We start from the raw sequence: 17,757 nt of genomic DNA, 5'->3' as shown, positions 1-17,757 counted from the left end.
GAGTTAGAAATTGGATTGTTTACTTTTAATTATTAAGTTGGCAAGGCTAAAGTTTAGTTTTTCGCCTTTGAGACTTTTTATTATCCTACTATTATAGATTCTATAGGTGCAATATGTAATTCCTATAAAAATGAAAAATCCTAAAATTAAATATTTAATTTGGTTTCTTTTATAGGCTTCCGTAAAATCACATTGATCATTGGAATCACATACAAATCGTTCGTCGTATGTATAATACATTATGCCTCTTAAAAGTGTTTTACTTTTTAGTTTTTTAACAAGATCTACGGTTCTTATGCGATCATTAAAAATATCGGTGAAAATTTGTTTTTGACGATTAGTTTTTTCTTTAAGTAATAAACTAATCGTTTTGCCAGAATCTTTAAAATTAATATAATGTGAATCTCCATTTCTATTACCAGCATTGGAGTATCTGTAAATGGAATCTATTTTAACGTTTCGCATTAAAATATATTTATTTGTCATATAAATATTTAATTCTTGTCTATATATCAAAAGAAATAGTATTAAAAAAAAGCTATATAGAGTTATAACAATTCCTTTGAAAAAGGTGTGTTTTGTAATCATATCAGGTTATAAATTGAATTCAAAATCCGAACGCGCAGATTTACTATAAATGTTAGCGAAGATATTTATCAGTAATCGCATAGGTTTTTAAACAAATCTAAGAAAAAACAGAAATCAATAATTGTTTTTGTAGTATTTTTTGTAAAACAAAAAAAGCTATGAATTGAATCATAGCTTTCTATATTTTGTTGTAAAAACAATATTTATTCAGAATCTAATCCCAAAGACTCTTCAAACAGCGTAACATCAATGGCGTTTTTTACGTCGAAATCGCCAATTTTTGTTCGACGTAACGCGGTCAAGTGTGAACCTGAATTCATGGCTTTTCCAAAATCAAAAGCTAACGAACGAATGTAAGTTCCTTTGCTGCAAACCACTCTAAAATCAATTTCAGGTAATGCAATTTTGGTGATTTCAAATTCGTGAATGGTAGTTTTCCGGCTGGCAATTTCAACTTCTTCACCCGCACGAGCGTGTTCGTACAAACGTTTGCCGTCTTTTTTTATCGCAGAAAAAATAGGTGGTTTTTGGTCAATTTCGCCTAAAAATTGCTTCACGGTTTCGTGAATTAAGGCTTCATCAATATGTGCTGTTGGAAAAGTAGCGTCGATTTCGGTTTCTAAATCATAAGATGGAGTAGTGGCTCCAATATAAAAAGTACCTGTGTATTCTTTGGCCTGTCCTTGAAGTTCAGCGATTCTTTTTGTAAACTTTCCAGTGCAAATTAATAATAATCCAGTCGCTAAAGGATCTAAAGTACCGGCATGACCTATTTTGAATTTTTTTGGCAATCCTACTTTGTTTATAAGCAGGTATTTTAATTTATTCACCGCTTGAAACGAACTCCATTTCAATGGTTTGTCAATTAATAAAACTTGTCCTTCTAAGTATTCTTCGGGCGTCATTAGATTACAGTCAGTGGGTGAATAAAATAATGAATAATCAATAGTATGATTCCTGCAGCAATACGGTAATAGCCAAAAAGTTTAAATCCTCTTTTGCTTAAAAAATCAATAAAAGATTTGATTGCTAAAAGAGCGACTGCAAAAGCGACAATGTTTCCAATGATTAATATGTTTATCTGGTCGTGTGTTAATACGTATCCATCTTTATAATAATCGTAACATTTTTTCACTGTTGCACCTAACATGGTAGGAACGGCTAAGAAAAAGGAAAATTCGGCAGCTGAAGTTCTGAATAGTTTTTGGGACATTCCGCCCACAATAGATGCGCCACTTCTGGAAACTCCGGGAACCATGGCTAAACATTGGAACAATCCAATTTTGACTGCTTTAGTATAAGTGATTTCAGTTTCTTCCGACTTGTTGAACCAGTCGTCTACTTTTAATAAAATGATTCCGCCCACTAATAATGAGACGGCTACGGTAACTGGATTTTCTAATAAGGCATCTATTCTTTTGCTGAAAAGCAAACCAAAAACAACTGCGGGAATAAAGGCTACCAATAATTTGAAATAGAAATCAAAAGACTGGAAAAAGCGTTTGTAATAAAGTATCAAAACCGAAAGGATAGCTCCTAACTGGATTACAATAGTAAAAAGCTTGGTAAAATCGTCTTGTGCAATTCCGTAAAAAGAAGAAGCAATAATCATGTGTCCGGTTGAAGAAACAGGAAGAAATTCAGTAATTCCTTCTATTATAGCCAGAACAATAGCTTGTAATGTATTCATTTTTTAGTATTCAGGGTTCAGTCTTTTAGTATTCAGTTTAATTAGATTTGCTTTTACTGCAAACTTACCACTGAACACTGCAAACTATTTCTTAGGATTTTTTAAAATAGCATAAACTGTGATTCCAAAACCAATTAAAACAGTCGTTGGAGCTAATCGGATTCTTCTAAAGTCAAAAATAGCATCGCTATACACTTTAGGATCATCGCTTCCGCCACCAGACATTAGTATGAACCCAAATACAATTACGCCAATTCCAATTAATAGAATTTTATAATTGATTTTGTCGAATAAGAATTCTTGTTTATCGTCTTTCATCTTTTATTGTGAGGAACGACTTGTCCGCCGTGGCGGAAGCAATCTCCTTCCTATATTTTAAAGTTTTTATTCTTTTAATATTGTTCTTTAATGATTTACTGAACACTTATAACTGTAAACTGAATACTAGTATAAATCGTCAGTTCTTAAGTTTAAGAAGCGTTGCGTAGCAAAATGGGTACTCAACCAGGTGATTAAAACTCCAAATCCAAAAACTGCTGCAAAAACAAGCAAGATAAGTGCTTTGTCGTCTAAGATTCCTAAATCAGGGAAGTGGGAGTTGACATAAGATAAAAGTCCGATTAATGCTAAGATGGCCAATGCAGATCCAAGCATTCCCAGTTTTACACTTCGCATCACAAAAGGTTTTCTAATAAACGATTTTGTTGCACCCACCATTTGCATGGTTTTAATGATAAATCGGTTAGAATAAATAGAAAGACGAAGCGAACTGTTAATCAATAACACAGCGATAAAAGTCAGGAATCCGCTGATGATTAAAATCCACATACTCACTTTTTTGATATTGTCGTTTACTAAATTCACCAATTGTTTGTCGTAAACAATGTCCGAAATCATAGCGTTTGTCCGTAATTTTCGTTCAATTTTGGCTACGCTGTCTTTTTCTACATAAGCCGCTTTGATATGAATATCATAAGAGTTTTGTAGCGGATTTTCTCCTAAGAAAGTTAGGAAATCTTCACCAATAATATCAGTATGTTCCTTAGCTGCTTCATCTTTGCTTACATAAACAATAGATTTTGCAAAAGGGGCTTTTTTTAATTCGGTACCAAAACTTTTCAGAATAGTGTCATTGGCCTCATTCTTAAAGAAAACAGTCATGGCGATTTTTTCTTTAAAGTCGTCAGCTAATTTTTTAGAATTAATAATGAAAAGTCCTAATGTTCCCAGTAGAAATAAAACCAGGAAAATACTTAAAACTACCGAAAAATAAGAGGAAATTAACCTGCGTTTTTGAAACTTATCAAATGAAGAACTCATAGTTTACTTTAATTATGGGGTAAAAATAATAAAGAATTTCTTTATTTAAAGCTAATAACGTTCAAAGTTTCAACTTTCGTGTTACAAAATGCTGCTTTTAAAGCATTAATCGATTTTAGTGATGATGGGATTGAACGCTTTTGATGCTATGAGGACTTTATTGCCAATGTTTAAATCCCTTATTTCTTCCTCCATCGCAATTATTTTGACCACATTGTTGCCTATCAAAACCACGACGATATAAATAAAATTTTCTTTTTCGATTTTTAAAATTTCGCCCACAAATTGAAATTTGCCACTTACTAATCGGCTGGAAAATACTTGCTCAGGAGTTCCTTGCTTACTTATTTTGCCATTTTCAAGTACAATTACCTTATCAGACATTTTATAAATTTCGGCAATATCATGACTGACTAAAATCGTAGTGAGTTTGTATTTGCGATGTACCTGAATAATATAATCTTGCAATTTCACACGCATTTCATGATCCACCGCCGATAAAGGCTCGTCGAGAAGTAAAATATCAGGTTGGCGAACCAAGGCTCTTGCCAAGGCGACTCTTTGTTTTTGTCCGCCCGACAATTGCGCTGGTTTTTGATGTTGCAATTGTTCTAATTCCATCAAGGTTAACAGCTCTTCGATAATGGTTTTGTCTTGTCCTTTTTCGAGTGCATAGCTTAAATTTTCTCTCACGCTCATATTGGGAAACAAAGCATAATCCTGAAAAACATAGGCTATTTTACGTTTTTGCGGAGGAAGTTGGATTTTTTTATCGGTGTCTAGCCAGGTTTCGTTATTGATAGTAATTATCCCTTTGTCGGCTTCTGATAAACCGGAAAGTATTCTGAGTGTTGTGGTTTTGCCAGAACCCGATGAGCCATACAAAGTCACGAATTCATTTTCTTTGATTTCGAAATCAAGGTTCAAAAGCATTTCGCCCGATGCTGATTGGAGTTTCTTTTGGATTTTAAATACAATCATTGTAACGGATTGGTTTGGCTAAAACGATGGTTAATACTGTAAACACACAAAAGCACCACAAATGCAAAGGCAAATAAAATCCCTGCGTAAACATTAGCATTGTGGTAATTCATGGCTTGTACTTCGTCATAAATGGCAATCGATACTACTTTAGTTTCGCTGGGAATGCTTCCGCCCACCATTAAAACTACACCAAATTCGCCAATGGTATGTGCAAAAGTGAGCACAATTCCGGTAAGAATTGCTTTTTTTATATTTGGGATTAACACTTTAAGTAAGGTCTCGGTTTTGCTTTTTCCTAATAAAAGAGAAGCTTCCATCAATGATTTCGAAAGTGATTTAAACCCATTTTGTATGGGCTGAACCATGAACGGCAAACTGTACAAAACCGATGCAATGACTAATCCGGGAAACGTAAAAACAAGTCGAATGTCAAAATACTGATCGAGAAATTTCCCAAAAGCATTTTCGGGACTAAAGGCTAATAACAGATAAAATCCTAAAACCGATGGTGGTAAAACTAGTGGTAAACTCACGATGGCTTCAACAATTACTTTCGATTTCAATTTGCTATAAGCGAGCCAATACCCCAAAGGCAAACTGAGCACTAACAGTATGATTGTGGTGCAAAAAGCCAGTTTGAGCGTGAGATATATCGGTTCGAAATCAATCATGAGTAGCCAAGCTTATTTCATTTGTTTTTATCATCGCCTGTACCAAATCGTTTTCCTGAATATCGAGTTGGTCAAAAGCATTTCGGGTAATTACTGATGCTATTGTAGTATTTTGGAAATTTAATATGATTTTGCAAAGTAATTTTCCTTTTTCGAAAGAATGAACGCTGCAATCTAATTTATTTTGAAGACTGATTGCTCCCGAAAACGCTTTGGCCAGAACCACCTCGGTTTCTTTGAATAGAATTTTTACAGCATTTCCGATAGCTAAATATCCGGCACTTTCAGGTGTGTCAATCACGATAGAAGTAATCGGGCAATTTTGCACCATTACTTTTACTAAGGACAAAGAGCCTTCGGTTTTTATTTCTGATATTTTGCCTTCTAATAGGTTCATTTTATTAATTTTCTTTTTTGCTTGATCAAAAAAGAAACAAAAAAATATTCATGTGTTCTTATTGTTTTTTTGGTATTCATGAATCTTCGATTTCAAGTCTTACACTTCCTCGTCGGTCAAATTAGTTTTCGAATACTAAAAGAAAAGAACTCTCCGCCGCGGCGGATCAAACAGCTTTTCTTTTTACGTATTCTTTAAACATTTGACACTCGACTGCGGAAGTTAAGGACAGTTGAGTCTCTAAAACAAAAGCATTTTGATTTATAGGCGAATATAAATATAAAGATCATTTTTTAAAGTATAAAATTATACTTCGAACTGATGAAAATTATCATCAAAAACTAGTCTCCCCCAACTAGTTAATTTACTCTAAAAAGATCAAAAAAACTTAAATTCACTTCTTTTTTAACTCCAAAATAGTTACAAAAACTTATATGACTTATATGTTTTAAAAAGACTTATTTTTGAGAATAACCGTAATATTTTAAAATAGCGACCGCTTTATCAGACGAAATATAATCATAAAATCTTAAAGCAGTTGCATTTCCTTTAGCGTGTTTTAAAACCACACAACCTTGTTCTAAAGGAGCATGATTTTCTTGCGGAATTACATAATATTTTCCACGCTCTTTTTTCATTGCCGGAGACAATACATCAGATAAGGCGATGATACCGATATCGGCTGCGCCAAAAGCAACAAATTGCGCTGCCTGAGCAATGTTCTCGCCGTAAACCAAATTACTTTTTACTTTGTTGTAAATTTTAGTACGTTTCATACTTTCAACCGCTTTGGCTCCGTAGGGTGCAGTTACAGGATTGGCAATCGAAATTTTCTTCACTTTTGGATCTAATAGCGAATTCATTTTCTGGGTATTTGGATCTATTTTTTTACTCCAAATAGCAATTCTTCCTATCGCATATAATTTAACTGTCGAAATACCAAAGTGGCTTTCCTTCAATTTGGTTGGGTAGTTCATGTCGGCTGAGAAAAAAACATCAAAAGGAGCTCCATTGACTATTTGCTCATAAAATTTTCCCGAAGCACCATAAGAGATTTGGATGTTATCAGCAGGATTTCTTTGTTTGTAATCCTTCGCAATCGAATCCATCGCTGTTTTTAAATTGGCAGCAACTACAACTGTTGCTTTTCCCTGAGCAAAAAAAGTGGTGGTGCTAAAGAGAATCACAATAAGTAGCAGGCATTTTATAATTTTCATCATCGGATGTTTTAGTAGTAATTAATTATTTTTTGAAGCTAAACAATTCAGGCTTGAAGGTGATCATGACGTAGCTCCACACAGGAATGATATTGCTGTTTCCTGTTTTAAGTGTTTCCATACTTTTTTCGGCAGCCATATAAGAGAATCCAAAATCGGCAGTAATAAAACTATTACACTTGTATTTTACCGACAAATCGTTTTCGAAACCTAAATAAGAATTGATAGTATTGCCTAAATCGTTTTTTGTCTTATTTCCTAAATAAAATAAGTGAAAGTCAGAACGCAGTGCTACTTTTTTGTTCAAATCGTAAATAAAGAATAAATAAGGATTAAACAATCCGCCTTTTTTTACATCGGTAGGGAAGGTGGTAAAATAATCCATATTTCCCATAAATTTCCAGGCCACTCCATAGAGCGGTACAAATGATTTAGAAAAGTCGCTTACTTTTTCGGCATTTTCACCACTCATGAACTCGGCACCTAAACGAGTTGTTAATTTCCCGTTTTTCAGTTGGATTTCCGGTTGGAAATAATAAGCCGAAACTCGTTCTGCTGTTTGCAATTGTCCATATTGGTAATATCCACTCAGGGTTACGTACAAATTGCCTTTTTCAAAATCCAATCGCCCTCCAGAAGTTCCTCTGGTATATAAGGTTCCCGAAGTGGTTTTGCTTTGATAACTATCGGCAGCATTTATAGTGGTCAGGCTAAAATGCTCGTTTAATTTTGCTTTTAGGTAATGTACATTCAGCAGTTTATAATTGGTAAATGTTGTTGGGGAAAAATCAGTATCAAAAATACGTTCGGCTGTTTGGTTGAAAGAAGTAAAGAATTCTGAATGAATGCTATTGTTGTCATAGATTAGATTAATTCCATCATGTGCTCTTCCTGCCTGACTCCAGTTGGCCTGCGAGAAAAGTCTTCCGTTGTCCAAATCTACTTTTTGGCGACCAATTCGAACAAAAAACTGATCTGTAATATCAGCATCTACGTAGGCTTCAAATACATTCAATGAACCCGATGTTGAGGTTTGACCGTATTGTCCCAATACGCGGATGTCCTGAATAGAAGTATGGAATTTAAATTTAGGCTGGCTATAGTTAAAATCCAATCGGCTTCTTTGAGTTGTGAAAAAAGCGGCTTTGGTATCGGCTGTTCTCAATTGTCTGTAACCATCGCGATATTCGGTTCGGGGTCTAAATTCTAATCCTATAGAAAAGTTTTTGTTTTCAGAATTTACTTTTTGGTTAAAAACATTTAAAACACTTAAAGAGTCAGCTTCACGTTGCGTGATAATCTTTTTTTCGAGTAATAATTTAGTAAGGTTGCTATCGATTTGCGCTGTCATATTTTGGTTAGAAAATAAAGCCAGGATTGTTATTGCAGCCAGATAAAGCGTTTTTTTTGTTTTTTTCATTATAATAATTAATATTGTTTTTGTAATGATTCTCTTTTTAATCGTTATTAGAAAGTGAGTCATTTTCAAGTATTTAATTTTTTGCAAATATAGCTTGGTTTTTTTAGTTTTTATACTTTGTGTATTTTATGATATTTTTTTATTTAGTATGTCTAAAATAAATACTGATAGTTGCTGGATTATTATAATGATTTTGTGTGTTTTAAAAGGAATGTTGGTATTAAAGTTTACCAACATTCCAAGTTAATGACACATAATAGAATCCTCCAATTTGAGGGCCTCCTAATATGGAATTATAAGATTTGTTTAAGAAATTAGTTCCTCCAAGCTTGGCAATTACTCCCGGTTTTTCGAAATTATAATTGATTTGCGCGTCCATTGACCAGTAAGAAGGTACAGAACCGCTAACAAGGAAAGAAACATAATCGTATTTGCTTTGTTGACGATAAGTAACACTTGCGCCAAGGTTTTTCCATAAATTTTCGGCTACGATTGTTCCATTTGCGATAATTTTTGGAGTGTTAAAACCATCTTCCAATCCGTCTTTATCGTCAGTTCGGTCTAATTTAGCATAAGTCACATTTCCTAAAAACGAGAACATTTCGTTGTAACGGTATTTTAATCCTAAACTACCTCCGTAATTGTATATTTTACTTTTAGAGTTGGTCCACAAACGGTAACGGCTTTGTGTGTTTTTAGAATAAAGAGCCGTTGGTATTTGTGCTGGATCTGCGGTGTTAGGGATACTTGCTTCCACCTGTGCAATAAAGTTTTCATAAGAGTTGTAATAAAAATCGGTGTCGATAAACAAACTCTTGTTTAGGGCAAGTCCTCTGAATCCAAATTCGAAAGAACGTACAAATTCAGGTTCTAAATAAGTATAAGGATTTTTTTGAATTATTCCTTTGTTTTTGTCAATGGCCTGTGCCTGTGTTAAACTAAGTGTGTTGATATCGCTGGTAACCTGTGCCTGGAATTTGTCGATTGAGGCTTTAGTGTAGGAGTTTTCAAAAATTCCGTCAGACATGATTCGCAATCCTCCCACACGTTTAACACCACCACTGTTTACGTTAGAAAATCCTTCGAAAATACTTGGGAATCGATAACCACTTTGATAAGAAGCCCTGAAGTTGATTTCTTCTTTTGGAGAAAATACAGCGGTAAAGCGGGGAGTAAATTTCACATCAAAATAGTCTGCTTTGTCTGCACGGATACTTGCGCTTAAACGTAATCTTTTGTCAAATAAATCCTTGCTTAACTGGGTAAATCCACCTGTTTTTCCATAGGTCAGGTTTTTGCCATTATTTTCCGGATTGATAAAATAATTTCCGTCAGGAACAATAATGTAAGTTCTGTAATCAAAACCACTTAAGAGTTGCAGGTCTGCTTTTTTGAAAAAGTCAACAAAAGCTTTGTCCCAATTGAACAAACCTTCGGCATGCACTAAAGAGGATTTTACACGTAAAGCGGCACCAATATCCCAGTTGTTGATGTTGATTAATTCTTCTTTCTTTTGATTATAAGCATCGGTTCCGGGAATAAATCTTCCTTGATCAGAAGTTGTTCTGGCTATTCTATGGGCGTCTGCAACAGTAGATCCATTGGTTACTGCATTGTTATAGGCTGTGGTATAATTGGTAAACCATTGGTCGTCTGATTTAAAAGCACGATCCATGTTTTCAGCCAAAGAACGCATATTGTATGATTTTCCCGTGTTTTCCTGAGTTAAATAAGCACGTATTTGAAAAATATTAGTGTGATAATCAATCGCATATTGGCTTAGTTTATAATCCTCTAATCTAAAACGGTTAGAACGCTGATAAACGGTGTTGATTAAGGCTCCTTTGTAAGTTACTGCTAATTCGTGCCCTTTTTTTGGACGAAAGTACACACCGGCATCCCATTTGTAATTTTCAATATTGTAATCGGCAATGTCAGTTTCTCTGTATCCTGTTCTGGAAACTACATATTTTTTGCCGTTCAGGGTTAATGTTCTTCGGTTTGCCGATTCGTTCCCGTAGCCATTAACTTCGTCAAAAGCAGGGTTGTCAGCTCCGTATAAATTGACGGAAGAATTTATGTTTGGAGCCAAATCGGTTCTGTCATCGGCAACCCAGTCCGTTCCGTTAGTAAGCGAACCGTTTACTTTGAAAGCTATTTTCGAATTAATTGCTTTGGCGTAACGCAAATTAGTTGTGGTAAAAAGTTGTGGAGAAAAACGGTCAACTTTTCCGGTATGATTCACAGCCGTTAATTGTTGAATACTCAATCCTTGGTATTCAAACGGGTTTTTGGTTTGGATGTTTGCCAATCCATTGATAGCATTCATTCCGTATAAGGCAGAAGCTGCTCCGGGAATGACTTCAATTTTATTGATGTCCAAGTCGTTTGCTCCAAGTGCATTGGCAATAGGCGCTCCCAAATGTGGTGCCTGATTGTCTACACCGTCTACTAATTGGGCAAAACGGACGTTAGTTGTATTGGCAAATCCTCTGGTGTTTATGACTTTAAAACCTAAACTCGGGCTGATGATTTGTACGCCTTTCAGGTTTTCCAGGGCCTCAAAATTAGATGGAGCCCCCATATTTTTGGCATCGGCAGCTTTTAATTGCTCGATACTTATTGGAGAACGCAGGAAAGTTTCCTTCGTACGTGAAGCGGTAACAACTACTTCATTAAGGATTTCTTTTTTGATGCTGTCCTGAGTTGTTTTAGAATTTTCTTTTTGTGATTGGGCAAAGTTTTTTAAACTGAGCAGTAATAGAATTAAAAATAATTTGGATTTCATATTGGGTAGTTTTATTCAGTGTGTTTTAAAATGAATACTGATAATTGTGTTTAATTTATGTGATTATTAATTTTTGAAGTTCATATATTGGGTTATTTTGTTTTCAGTATGTTTTAAAATGAATACTGCTAATTAAAAAAATGCTAGAATTTTAAATTTTGGGTTTCCTTTTCAGCAAAATCTTTAATGCGTTTTTCTACTTCGTGAAAAGTCTGAATGGCTTTTTCTCCTGCCTCGGTCAAACGTGCGCCTCCGCCACCTTTTCCGCCAAGCAATTTTTCAACTAAAGGACTTTCAGCACGTTGATTCATTTCTTTTACTAATTGCCAGGCTTGGCGGTATGCCATTTTCATCTCTTTGGCAGCATTGGTAATAGAGCCTGTTTTTCGGATATTTTCGAGTAGCCAGATTTTTCCAATACCTAAAAAAGGCCCTTCGGTTTCTTCAATCCAAAGTCGAACTTCTATGTTATATTTTTTATTAGACATCATGGGTGTGTTTTTTTAAGCACAGTGCAAACATACGTATTTTTACTTATTACGTACTTATTTTTGGATTTTTTTTATTGTAAATAAATTATTTTCGTAGCCCGCACAATAAATGTAAATTTGCGACTTCATAATTTTATTTATTAAAACTTAGAAACTCAGCTACTTTATAGCTTAGCAACTCGAAAAATGACTTGAGCGTGCGAAAGCATGACTCCATTAAAAAACAATATAAAAGAGGAATGAAATACAATCCGAACGAAATTGAAGCCAAATGGCAAAAATACTGGGCTGATAACAAAACTTTTGCAGCATCCAATACTTCCGAAAAACCAAAACATTACGTTTTAGATATGTTTCCTTATCCTTCGGGAGCGGGATTGCACGTGGGGCATCCACTGGGGTATATTGCTTCGGATGTATATTCTCGTTTCAAAAGACATCAGGGTTTTAACGTGTTGCACCCAATGGGTTACGACAGTTTTGGATTGCCAGCTGAGCAATATGCTATTCAAACAGGTCAACGTCCGGAAGATACTACCCGCGTGAATATTGACGGTGGTGTGGATAAAGAAGGAAACCAAATTGCGGGTTACAGAAAACAATTAGACAAAATCGGATTTTCATTTGATTGGGACAGGGAAGTTCGTACTTCAAATCCGAATTATTACAAGCATACGCAATGGATTTTTATCCAATTATTCAATTCCTGGTACAATAAAGATTCAGATAAAGCAGAGGACATTTCGACTTTAATTGCCCTTTTCGAAAAAGAAGGAAATGCTAATGTCAATGCCGTTTGCGATGAAAATATCGAAGCTTTTTCAGCTACTGAATGGAATGCTTTCGCAAAAGAACAACAAGAGAAAATCTTGTTACAATATAGACTGACTTATTTAGCAGAAACCGAAGTAAACTGGTGTCCAGGCTTAGGAACGGTTTTGGCAAATGACGAAATCATCAATGGCGTTTCAGAGCGTGGAGGATATCCGGTAGTTCGCAAAAAAATGACACAATGGAGCATGCGTATTTCGGCTTATGCTGAGCGTTTGTTGCAAGGTTTGAATGCTATTGACTGGAGCGAAAGTATCAAAGAAAGTCAGAGAAACTGGATTGGGAAATCAGTTGGAGCGATGGTTTCGTTTGCTGTGAAACCTCACCCCCAGCCCCTCTCCAGCGGAGAGGGGAGCCAAGCTGTTGAGAAGGGATACATGACAGCTGATGCTTCCATTGCAACACAATTAGTAGCTAATGCAAGGGAAAACCGTAAGAATCTAACGGAAGCTGAAGATGTACTTTGGCAAGAAATTCGAAATTCGAACCTAGGATATAAGATAAGAAGACAGCATTATATTGGGAGTTTTATCGCTGATTTTGTTTGTTTAGAAAAAAAGTTAATCATTGAGGTTGATGGAGGTTATCACTATACAAAAGAACAACTTGAATTAGATGAACAGCGAACATTAGAGCTAGAGCAAAAACATCTTTATAAAGTAATTCGTTTTACCAATGAAGAAGTTTTAAACGACATCAAAACAGTTTTATCGAAGATAAAAGAAGAATTAAGCCTGCGAAATTCTTTTAAAACGAATGATACTCAAGCTCCCCTCTCCGCTGGAGAGGGGTTGGGGGTGAGGTATATAGACGTTTTCACAACCCGTCCTGATACTATTTTTGGAGTTACCTTTATGACTTTGGCACCAGAACACGAATTGGTAGCTCAAATTACCACTCCGGAACAAAAAGCAGCAGTTGAAGCATATATCGAAAAAACGGCAAAACGTTCTGAAAGAGAACGTATGGCGGATGTAAAAACCATTTCGGGAGTTTTCACTGGAGCTTATGCGGAACATCCGTTTACCAAAGAAGCGATTCCGGTTTGGATTGGGGATTATGTTTTGGCCGGTTACGGAACTGGTGCTGTAATGGCGGTTCCTTGTGGTGATGAAAGAGATTATGCTTTTGCCAATTTCTTCAAGGGACAAAACGGAATGCCTGAAATCAAAAATATTGTAGATAAAGACATTTCGGAAGCGGCTTTTGGAGGAAAAGAAGGTTTTCAATTAGTGAATTCTGATTTCTTAAATGGCATGGGTTACAAAGATGGAACTCAAAAAGTAATTGCCGAATTGGAAAAAATTAATCAAGGTTACGGTAAGGTAAATTACCGTTTACGTGATGCGGTTTTCTCTCGTCAAAGATATTGGGGAGAACCATTTCCAGTGTATTATGTAAATGGTTTGCCACAGATGATTGATGCACAACATTTGCCAATTATTTTGCCGGAAGTAGAGAAATATTTACCAACTGAAGACGGATTGCCTCCATTAGGAAACGCTGCGGTTTGGGCTTGGGACAGCGTAAACAATAAAGTTGTCAATACAGATTTAGTTGATAATGCTACTATTTTTCCTTTAGAATTGAATACGATGCCAGGTTGGGCGGGAAGTTCATGGTATTGGATGCGTTATATGGACGCGGCTAATGAAAACGAATTTGCCAGCAAAGATGCATTGAAATATTGGGAATCTGTGGATTTATATATTGGCGGAAGCGAACACGCAACAGGACATTTATTGTATTCCCGTTTTTGGAACAAATTCTTAAAAGACAAAGGTTTTGCTCCAACAGAAGAACCGTTCAAAAAACTGATCAATCAGGGAATGATTTTGGGAACGAGTGCTTTTGTTTATAGGGTAAAAGGATTAATTCAATCTAGCGAAGGATTGGATATATCAGATCCAAAAATTTCAAGTTTTTTTATAACAAAATCTAAACATGATAAAATTCAGAAAGGAGATCTTACAGAAAAAGAATCAGCAAGAGAATTTTTTATAAATGGATTGAAAAGATATTTTCCAAGTGTGGAATTTATTAATGTGTCTATTGATGATCTTGAATTAACTCCAATTCATACTGATGTTAATTTTGTTAATGCTTCAGATGAGTTGGATGTGGAAAAATTTAAAAAATCAAGAGAATATTATGCTAATGCTGAGTTTGATACTGATGACAATGGAAAATACATTGTAGGTCGCGAGGTTGAAAAAATGTCGAAATCAAAATACAATGTAGTTACTCCAGACAATATTTGTGCTGAATACGGTGCGGATACTTTACGTTTGTATGAAATGTTTTTAGGGCCTTTGGAACAGGCAAAACCTTGGAATACGGCAGGAATTTCAGGGGTTTTTGGTTTCTTGAAAAAACTATGTCGTTTGTATTTTGATGACAATGGTTTGATTGTTACGGATGAAGAGCCAACCAAAGACAATTTGAAATCATTACACAAAACCATCAAAAAAGTAGCGGAAGATATTGAGAGTTTCTCTTTCAATACGTCGGTTTCTCAGTTTATGATTTGTGTGAACGAATTGTCTACGCAAAATTGTCATTCACGTGCTATTTTAGAGCCATTGGCCATTGTGATTTCGCCTTATGCACCACACATTGCAGAGGAATTATGGAGTTTGTTAGGATATAGCGATTCGATTGCCACCGTTACTTTTCCAAAATTCGAACCAGCTCATTTGGTAGAATCTGACAAGGAATATCCGGTTTCTTTCAACGGAAAAATGCGTTTTACGATTAATTTGCCTTTGGATTTAACCAAAGAACAAATCGAGGAAATTGTAATGAAAGACGAAAGAACTCAAAAACAATTAGACGGTAGAACACCAAATAAGGTGATTATTGTTCCGGGGAAAATCATTAATTTGGTTGGATAACCAAAGTAATTACAATTACAATTTCAAAATTCAATAGCAATGATGAAGTTGAAGTGAGTAAATAAATCCCAATTTTAAAATTCCAAATTTCAATGACTGTAGTTTATTGAAGTTTGGAATTTTTTATTGTCATTGTTTTATTTTTTAAAATTGGTCATTGCTATTGCTATTGAATTTTGCTATTGCTATTGATTTTTTGAAATTGTCATTGCCATTGAAATTGTATTTTTTTTAACAGCTGTCAAATTGACGTTTTTGGAATTTGGTTTAGAATTTGCTGCTTATATTTAAAATTTAAACAAATAAATAAAAAGATATGGGAAGTGGTTATTTAATTCTTGCAGGAGCAATTATGCTTTTCAGTTGGTTGGTAAGTTCAAGGTTAAAGAGCAAGTTTGAACATTATTCACAATTGCATTTGCAAAATAATATGAGTGGTGCAGAGATTGCACAGAAAATGCTCCAGGATAACGGCATTTACGATGTACGTGTGATTTCGACTCCGGGACAACTAACGGATCATTACAATCCAGCGGATAAAACGGTCAATTTGAGTGAGTCGGTATACAATCAACGAAATGCAGCAGCTGCGGCAGTAGCGGCACACGAATGTGGTCACGCCGTACAACATGCGATGGGTTATGAGTGGTTGAGTATGCGTTCTAAATTGGTTCCGTTTGTAAATGTGGCTTCTTCGTATATGCAATGGGTTTTGCTGGCGGGAATTTTAATGTTGAGAACCTTTCCGGGTTTGTTGTTAATTGGAATTATCCTGTTTGCGGCAACTACTTTGTTTTCGATTATTACTTTGCCAGTAGAATATGATGCGAGTAATCGCGCTTTGGCTTGGCTAAAAAACAAAAATATGCTTAATCCGGCAGAATATGCAGGAGCAGAAGATTCTTTGAAATGGGCGGCTCGTACGTATGTTGTGGCGGCTTTGGGTTCTATCGCTACCTTGTTGTATTATCTGTCTATTTATTTGGGAGGTAACAGGAGAAATTAAAGAAATCAATAACAATATCAATTTCAAAAATCAATTGCAATTGTAATGATTGAATTGAGGGGGGAAATAAATTCCAAAATAAAAATTCCAAATTCCAATGACACTTCGATTAGCTTAGTGTAATAATTGGAGTTTGGAATTTTTTATTAAATATTGACATTACTATTGGCGATTGTAATTGAAAATTGCCATTGCCATTGATTTTTGATGTTTTATTGAGGCATATTTTGTTGTTGCCATTGTACTAAAAGGGCAACTTGAGCATCAGTTAAAGCTGGTTTTTTATTCACAGGAGGCATGAATTTACGATCCTCTTGTGGTAATTTAACACGTGAAATTATCGAAGCAATATTTTCTTTTACATGGATGTAGTTCTCTAATGGTTCTTTTCTTCCTTGAGGCGGCATGTGACAAGGCGTACAGCTAGTTGCAATAATAGGTTTTACATCAGTTTCGTAGCTTAGCTTTTTAGCTTCAACATATTTTGATTTGTCTTTTCTTGCCGAGCTACAATTAACCATTAGTATAGATAAAGGGATGATAAGGGCAATTAAGTGAATTTTTTTCATATTTTTTTTATTTCAGTTGTCGACCAAAAATAGTAAAAAAAAGATATGATTTGTATGGAAATTTTCAAGCATAAAAAAATCCGTCTCGTTTTTTAACAAGACGGATTTGAATTAGTATGTAACTAGGATTATTTCCCTTTATTTGCTTCTGCTATGTATTTTTCTAATGCCATAGTCATCGATGGTGTTCCTGGAGCAGGAGCCATAATGTCTACTCTTAATCCGTGATCGAGTGCTTCTTTTTGAGTAGTACTTCCAAAAACGGCAATTCTGGTATTGTTTTGTTCAAAATCCGGAAAGTTTTTGTACAATGATTTAATTCCTGTTGGACTAAAAAAGGCTAAAACATCATAATAAACATCGGCCAAATCAGACAAATCACTCATTACAGTTTTGTAAAAAGTAGCTTGAGTCCAATCGACTTTTAAATTATTTAAAACTATAGGCGCTTCGGCATTTAATTGGTCTGAAGCCGGTAACAAGAATTTCTCGTCTTTGTATTTTTTAATCAATGGAGATAAATCAGCAAAATCCTTTGGCCCAACATAAATCTTACGTTTTCTGTAGACAACATATTTTTGCAAATAGAAAGCTACTGCTTCTGATTGACAAAAATATTTCAATCCTTCAGGAATTTTAAAACGCATTTCTTCGGCCACTCTAAAGAAGTGATCTACAGCATTTCTACTGGTTAAAATAATAGCAGAAAAATTGTTAAGATCAATTTTTTGAAGTCTAATTTCTTTCGCATTCACTCCTTCTATATGTATAAAAGGACGGAAATCAATTTTGATTTTATGTTTTTGTTGGAGTTCAAAGTAAGGTGAATTCTCTACTTTAGGCTCTGGTTGTGATACCAAAATTGTTTTGACTTTCATATTTTAACATTTA

Annotated in this window: 16 protein-coding genes; 2 read left to right on the top strand and 14 right to left on the bottom strand. The window is 35.0% G+C overall.

Features of this window, described 5'->3' with window-relative positions; translation table 11 throughout:
- Positions 1-3: 3 nt before the first annotated feature.
- From GTZ96_RS02980 to GTZ96_RS02925, 12 genes are all read right to left on the bottom strand, one after another.
- On the bottom strand, positions 4-486 hold the full coding sequence (locus GTZ96_RS02980; protein ID WP_161641101.1) for a hypothetical protein: 483 nt from the start codon (positions 484-486) through the stop codon (positions 4-6).
- 305 nt (positions 487-791) lie between these two features.
- Positions 792-1,493 carry a tRNA pseudouridine(55) synthase TruB gene (truB, locus tag GTZ96_RS02975; protein ID WP_161641100.1) on the bottom strand — a complete coding sequence of 234 codons (702 nt, stop codon included), beginning with the start codon at positions 1,491-1,493 and terminating at the stop codon, positions 792-794.
- Entirely contained in the window at positions 1,493-2,278 is a 786-nt protein-coding gene (locus GTZ96_RS02970) for an undecaprenyl-diphosphate phosphatase (RefSeq protein WP_161641099.1), read from the bottom strand. The genes truB and GTZ96_RS02970 overlap by 1 nt, the downstream gene beginning before the upstream one ends.
- An 84-nt stretch (positions 2,279-2,362) precedes the next feature.
- Entirely contained in the window at positions 2,363-2,596 is a 234-nt protein-coding gene (locus GTZ96_RS02965) for a DUF3098 domain-containing protein (RefSeq protein ID WP_161641098.1), read from the bottom strand.
- A gap of 126 nt (positions 2,597-2,722) precedes the next feature.
- Positions 2,723-3,598, bottom strand: a complete 876-nt coding sequence (locus GTZ96_RS02960; RefSeq protein WP_161641097.1) for a cell division protein FtsX — start codon at positions 3,596-3,598, stop codon at positions 2,723-2,725.
- A gap of 105 nt (positions 3,599-3,703) precedes the next feature.
- Positions 3,704-4,579: an ABC transporter ATP-binding protein gene (locus GTZ96_RS02955; protein ID WP_161641096.1), complete on the bottom strand. Its 876-nt coding sequence runs from the start codon at positions 4,577-4,579 to the stop codon at positions 3,704-3,706.
- Positions 4,576-5,253, bottom strand: a complete 678-nt coding sequence (gene modB, locus GTZ96_RS02950; protein ID WP_181033127.1) for a molybdate ABC transporter permease subunit — start codon at positions 5,251-5,253, stop codon at positions 4,576-4,578. The genes GTZ96_RS02955 and modB overlap by 4 nt, the downstream gene beginning before the upstream one ends.
- A complete protein-coding gene (locus GTZ96_RS02945; protein ID WP_161641095.1) occupies positions 5,246-5,650 on the bottom strand; it encodes a TOBE domain-containing protein in 405 nt (134 codons plus the stop codon). Before GTZ96_RS02945 ends, modB begins: the two co-directional genes overlap by 8 nt.
- 458 nt (positions 5,651-6,108) lie before the next feature.
- On the bottom strand, positions 6,109-6,867 hold the full coding sequence (modA, locus tag GTZ96_RS02940; RefSeq protein ID WP_181033126.1) for a molybdate ABC transporter substrate-binding protein: 759 nt from the start codon (positions 6,865-6,867) through the stop codon (positions 6,109-6,111).
- A 25-nt stretch (positions 6,868-6,892) separates the two neighbouring features.
- Entirely contained in the window at positions 6,893-8,287 is a 1,395-nt protein-coding gene (locus GTZ96_RS02935; protein WP_161641093.1) for an alginate export family protein, read from the bottom strand.
- A gap of 220 nt (positions 8,288-8,507) precedes the next feature.
- Positions 8,508-11,075 (bottom strand): TonB-dependent receptor, encoded by a 2,568-nt coding sequence (locus tag GTZ96_RS02930; protein WP_161641092.1) that lies wholly within the window; start codon positions 11,073-11,075, stop codon positions 8,508-8,510.
- A 143-nt stretch (positions 11,076-11,218) separates the two neighbouring features.
- A complete protein-coding gene (locus GTZ96_RS02925) occupies positions 11,219-11,566 on the bottom strand; it encodes a winged helix-turn-helix domain-containing protein (RefSeq protein WP_161641091.1) in 348 nt (115 codons plus the stop codon).
- A 239-nt stretch (positions 11,567-11,805) separates the two neighbouring features.
- Here GTZ96_RS02925 and GTZ96_RS02920 point away from each other — a divergent pair, with 239 nt between their 5' ends.
- A complete protein-coding gene (locus tag GTZ96_RS02920; RefSeq protein WP_161641090.1) occupies positions 11,806-15,291 on the top strand; it encodes a leucine--tRNA ligase in 3,486 nt (1,161 codons plus the stop codon).
- 316 nt (positions 15,292-15,607) lie between these two features.
- Positions 15,608-16,297 carry a zinc metallopeptidase gene (locus GTZ96_RS02915; protein ID WP_161641089.1) on the top strand — a complete coding sequence of 230 codons (690 nt, stop codon included), beginning with the start codon at positions 15,608-15,610 and terminating at the stop codon, positions 16,295-16,297.
- 212 nt (positions 16,298-16,509) lie between these two features.
- Here the strand turns inward: GTZ96_RS02915 and GTZ96_RS02910 are convergent, their stop codons facing one another.
- Positions 16,510-16,866, bottom strand: coding sequence for a hypothetical protein (locus tag GTZ96_RS02910; RefSeq protein ID WP_161641088.1), 357 nt, complete (start codon positions 16,864-16,866; stop codon positions 16,510-16,512).
- A 128-nt stretch (positions 16,867-16,994) separates the two neighbouring features.
- Positions 16,995-17,744: a uroporphyrinogen-III synthase gene (locus tag GTZ96_RS02905; RefSeq protein WP_161641087.1), complete on the bottom strand. Its 750-nt coding sequence runs from the start codon at positions 17,742-17,744 to the stop codon at positions 16,995-16,997.
- Positions 17,745-17,757: the final 13 nt, after the last annotated feature.

The sequence above is a fragment of the Flavobacterium undicola genome (assembly GCF_009909155.2).
In the GTDB taxonomy this organism is placed as follows: Bacteria; Bacteroidota; Bacteroidia; order Flavobacteriales; family Flavobacteriaceae; genus Flavobacterium; species Flavobacterium undicola.
The sequence above is the reverse complement of the archived record's forward strand: the minus strand, read 5'-3'. Positions and strand labels throughout refer to the sequence as shown.